Here is a 5,470-nt window from a genome sequence, read left to right as displayed (position 1 = left end):
AAATACCCCCTGCCAGGAACCCATGAAGAGTCCCGACAGGGGGTATGTATAAGTCCGGCGGCGTCCTAGTCTCCCACAGGATCCCTCCTGCAGTACCATCGGCTCTAAAAGGCTTAACTTCCGGGTTCGGAATGGGACCGGGTGTTTCCCTTTCGACATGGCCACCGAAACACTATGGAGATATCAACCAACAACCACCCCCGCCAGTGCGGGGGCCGGTTCCCGACCGTACCTCGGGAACAACACAGTGGACGCGTAACATCTTTGTAGTAAGACAAGCCCTCGGCCTATTAGTATCGGTCAGCTCCACACATTGCTGTGCTTCCACATCCGACCTATCACCCGGTGGTCTGCCGGGGGCCTTACCAGATCAACTCTGTGGGAACCCTCATCTTGAAGTGTGCTTCCCGCTTAGATGCTTTCAGCGGTTATCACTTCCGAACGTAGCCAACCAGCCGTGCCCTTGGCAGGACAACTGGCACACCAGAGGTTCGTCCGTCCCGGTCCTCTCGTACTAAGGACAGCTCTTCTCAAGATTCCTACGCGCGCAGTGGATAGGGACCGAACTGTCTCACGACGTTCTAAACCCAGCTCGCGTGCCGCTTTAATGGGCGAACAGCCCAACCCTTGGGACCGACTCCAGCCCCAGGATGCGACGAGCCGACATCGAGGTGCCAAACCATGCCGTCGCTGTGAGCGCTCGGGCAAGATCAGCCTGTTATCCCCGGGGTACCTTTTATCCGTTGAGTGACGGCGCGTCCACATGCCACCGTCAGATCACTAGTCCCGACTTTCGTCCCTGCTCGAGGTGTCCCTCTCACAGTCAAGCTCCCTTGTGCACTTACACTCAAAACCTGATTGCCAACCAGGCTGAGGGAACCTTTGGGCGCCTCCGTTACCTTTTGGGAGGCGACCGCCCCAGTCAAACTACCCATCAGGCACTGTCCCTGAACCGGATAACGGTCCTAGGTTAGATATCCAGAACAGCCAGAGTGGTATTTCAACGACGACTCCACAACCACTGGCGTGGCCGCTTCACAGTCTCCCACCTATCCTACACAAGCTGTCCCGAACACCAATACCAAACTATAGTAAAGGTCCCGGGGTCTTTCCGTCCTACTGCGCGTAACGAGCATCTTTACTCGTAATGCAATTTCGCCGAGTTCATGGTGGAGACAGCGCCCAAATCGTTACTCCATTCGTGCAGGTCGGAACTTACCCGACAAGGAATTTCGCTACCTTAGGATGGTTATAGTTACCACCGCCGTTTACTGGGGCTTAAGTTCACCGCTTCGACTTACGTCTAACAGTTCCCCTTAACCTTCCAGCACCGGGCAGGAGTCAGTCCGTATACGTCCTCTTTCAAGTTGGCACGGACCTGTGTTTTTAGTAAACAGTCGCTTGGGCCTGGTCTCTGCGACCATCAACGCTTCCCCGAGCACGTCGGTTCACGCATCAGGTCCCCCTTATCCCGAAGTTACGGGGGTATTTTGCCGAGTTCCTTCACCATGATTCTCTCGATCGCCTTGGTATTCTCTACCTATCCACCTGTGTCGGTTTGGGGTACGGGCGGCTAACAACTCGCTCACGAAGCTTTTCTCGGCAACATAGGATCACTCACTCACAGAACACAGTTCTGCTCCCCATCATGTCTCAGGCACACAAGACGCGGATTTGCCTACGTCTCACCCTACACACTTGGCCCGGGACAACCATCGCCCGGGATGAGCTACCTTCTTGCGTCCCTCCGCAGCTTGCCTACTACACACTTGGTTCACAGACTCATCACCACATCACCCGAAGGATCCGCAGCAACTTGCGTGCTTAACATCATGCGCCTCGGCATGGACGTTGTTTCGCCGGTACGGGAATATCAACCCGTTGTCCATCGACTACGCCTGTCGGCCTCGCCTTAGGTCCCGACTCACCCAGGGCAGATTAGCTTGACCCTGGAACCCTTGGATATTCGGCGGACGGGTTTCTCACCCGTCATTCGCTACTCATGCCTGCATTCTCACTCGTGTGCTCTCCACGACTGGGTCACCCCGCCGCTTCATCGCGCACACGACGCTCCCCTACCCATCCACACACCTGCCAAAAAGGAGGTTACTGTGTGAATGCCATAGCTTCGGTGGATAACTTGAGCCCCGCTAAATTGTCGGCGCGGAATCACTTGACCAGTGAGCTATTACGCACTCTTTCAAGGATGGCTGCTTCCAAGCCAACCTCCTGGTTGTCTGCGCAACTCCACATCCTTTTCCACTTAGTTATCGCTTAGGGACCTTAGCTGATGATCTGGGCTGTTTCCCTCTCGACTACGAACCTTATCGCCCGCAGTCTCACTGCCACGCTCTCACTTCCCGGCATTCGGAGTTTGGCTGATTTCGGTAAGCTGTTGGGCCCCCTAGACCATCCAGTGCTCTACCTCCGGAAAGAAACACGCGACGCTGCACCTAAATGCATTTCGGGGAGAACCAGCTATCACGTAGTTTGATTGGCCTTTCACCCCTATCCACAGCTCATCCCCTCGGTTTTCAACCCAAGTGGGTTCGGTCCTCCACGACGTCTTACCGTCGCTTCAACCTGGCCATGGATAGATCACTACGCTTCGGGTCTAGAGCGTGCGACTCAATCGCCCTGTTCGGACTCGCTTTCGCTACGGCTTCCCCACACGGGTTAACCTCGCCACACACCACTAACTCGCAGGCTCATTCTTCAAAAGGCACGCCGTCACCCCGAAGGGCTCCGACGGATTGTATGCGATCGGTTTCAGGTACTATTTCACTCCCCTCCCGGGGTACTTTTCACCTTTCCCTCACGGTACTTGTCCGCTATCGGTCACCAAGGAGTATTTAGGCTTAACGGGTGGTCCCGCCAGATTCATGCAGAATTTCAGGGGTTCCGCACTACTTGGGGTAACGCTCACAAGTGATCAACTTACGTCTACGGGACTATTACCCTCTATGGTCCACCTTCCCAGGCGGCTCAACTTCATCGATCATTTCTTACTTGTCGACCACATGACAGTATGGCCCGAACGGCCCCACAACACCGCATGTGCAACGCCTGTCAGCTATCACACACATACGGTTTGGCCTCTTCCGCTTTCGCTCGCCACTACTCACGGAATCACGGTTGTTTTCTCTTCCTACGGGTACTGAGATGTTTCACTTCCCCGCGTTCCCTCCAACTACCCTATACATTCAGGTAGAGGTTGCCGGACATGACTCCGGTATTTCAAGGTTTCCCTATTCGGAAATCCCCGGATCACAGCTCGTTTACCAGCTCCCCAGGGCTTATCGCAGGTTACAACGTCCTTCATCGGCTCTTGGTGCCTAGGCATCCACCGATCGCACTTAGTAGCTTGTCAAAAAATTTCTACAAAGATGCTCGCGTCCACTGTGCAGTTCTCAAAATACGGGCGGTACCACCACCATCAGCACAACGCTTCCGGTCCGTGGTCCAACAGAAGGCAGCTGCAACAGCAACCGAACCTTCAGGACCCAACAGCGTGTCACACCCACCCCAGACACCCACCACATTCCACTCCCCACAAGGGGCTGTACTAGCAGCGAGCACCCAGAAACAGATGCATCAGTCAATGTTCCACATTCCGGAACCCACCGGCCACACCACACTCGGATGTGAAACCAGCAGACAATGAACACCACACTGTGGTGCCACATGCTCCTTAGAAAGGAGGTGATCCAGCCGCACCTTCCGGTACGGCTACCTTGTTACGACTTAGTCCTAATTACCGGTCCCACCTTCGACAGCTCCCTCCACAAGGGTTGGGCCACTGGCTTCGGGTGTTACCGACTTTCATGACTTGACGGGCGGTGTGTACAAGCCCCGGGAACGTATTCACCGCAGCGTTGCTGATCTGCGATTACTAGCGACTCCGACTTCATGGGGTCGAGTTGCAGACCCCAATCCGAACTGAGACCGGCTTTTTGGGATTCGCTCACCCTTACAGGTTCGCAGCCCATTGTACCGGCCATTGTAGCATGCGTGAAGCCCTGGACATAAGGGGCATGATGACTTGACGTCATCCCCACCTTCCTCCGAGTTGACCCCGGCGGTCTCCAATGAGTCCCCACCATCACGTGCTGGCAACATTGGACGAGGGTTGCGCTCGTTGCGGGACTTAACCCAACATCTCACGACACGAGCTGACGACAGCCATGCACCACCTGTGAACCGACCACAAAGGGGGCACCCATCTCTGGGTGTTACCGGTCCATGTCAAACCCAGGTAAGGTTCTTCGCGTTGCATCGAATTAATCCGCATGCTCCGCCGCTTGTGCGGGGCCCCGTCAATTCCTTTGAGTTTTAGCCTTGCGGCCGTACTCCCCAGGCGGGGTACTTAATGCGTTAGCTGCGGCACGGATCACGTGGAATGTGACCCACACCTAGTACCCACCGTTTACGGCGTGGACTACCAGGGTATCTAAGCCTGTTTGCTCCCCACGCTTTCGCTTCTCAGCGTCAGGAAAGTCCCAGAGAACCGCCTTCGCCACCGGTGTTCCTCCTGATATCTGCGCATTCCACCGCTCCACCAGGAATTCCGTTCTCCCCTAACTTCCTCTAGTCGACCCGTATCGAAAGCAGGCTCAGAGTTAAGCCCTGAGTTTTCACTTTCGACGTGACCAACCGCCTACAAGCTCTTTACGCCCAATAATTCCGGACAACGCTCGCACCCTACGTATCACCGCGGCTGCTGGCACGTAGTTGGCCGGTGCTTCTTCTGTAGGTACCGTCACGTGAGCTTCGTCCCTACTGAAAGCGGTTTACAACCCGAAGGCCGTCATCCCGCACGCGGCGTTGCTGCATCAGGCTTGCGCCCATTGTGCAATATTCCCCACTGCTGCCTCCCGTAGGAGTTTGGGCCGTATCTCAGTCCCAATGTGGCCGGTCGCCCTCTCAGGCCGGCTACCCGTCGAAGCCTTGGTGAGCCACTACCTCACCAACAAGCTGATAGGCCGCGAGTCCATCCATGACCGCCGGAGCTTTCCAACCCCCACCATGCGGTAGGGGCTCATATCCGGTATTAGCAACCGTTTCCGGCTGTTATCCCAGAGTCAAGGGCAGGTTACTCACGTGTTACTCACCCGTTCGCCACTCGTGTACCCCGAAGGGCCTTACCGTTCGACTTGCATGTGTTAAGCACGCCGCCAGCGTTCGTCCTGAGCCAGGATCAAACTCTCCGTTGAAAAATATCGACACCCACCCACAGGCAGGAACATCGTCTACATCAACAAGTTCGACACTGACAAAGAAACCAAAAAACTGGCTTCCATCAATATTTCACTCAAAGAAACCATAACCACCTCAACCCCACCCCAAAAGGCAGGACATCAATGGCCACGGGTAAATCATTTGGCATTGACTTTAGACACGCTGTTGAGTTCTCAAGAATCGGGTGCGACCCGCACATCCATCCCGAAGGACATCCGCTTGGGGCAACTCG

The 5,470-nt window shown here is 55.4% G+C and carries 3 rRNA genes; all 3 read right to left on the bottom strand.

What is annotated here, in order from left to right:
• Window positions 1–52: 52 nt before the first annotated feature.
• The 3 genes from rrf to ACYVKA_RS13610 all read right to left on the bottom strand — a co-directional run bounded on the left by rrf (window position 53) and on the right by ACYVKA_RS13610 (window position 5,213).
• Window positions 53–169: ribosomal RNA gene (rrf, locus tag ACYVKA_RS13620) — 5S ribosomal RNA — on the bottom strand.
• A 101-nt stretch (window positions 170–270) separates the two neighbouring features.
• Window positions 271–3,370: ribosomal RNA gene (locus ACYVKA_RS13615) — 23S ribosomal RNA — on the bottom strand.
• A gap of 325 nt (window positions 3,371–3,695) precedes the next feature.
• Window positions 3,696–5,213, bottom strand: a 16S ribosomal RNA gene (locus ACYVKA_RS13610).
• The 16S, 23S and 5S rRNA genes sit together here, the layout of an rRNA operon.
• Window positions 5,214–5,470 lie beyond the last annotated feature (257 nt).

This window comes from Luteococcus sediminum (assembly GCF_054783495.1).
Note: the sequence above shows the minus strand (reverse complement) of the source record. Positions and strands in the feature narration are given on the sequence as shown.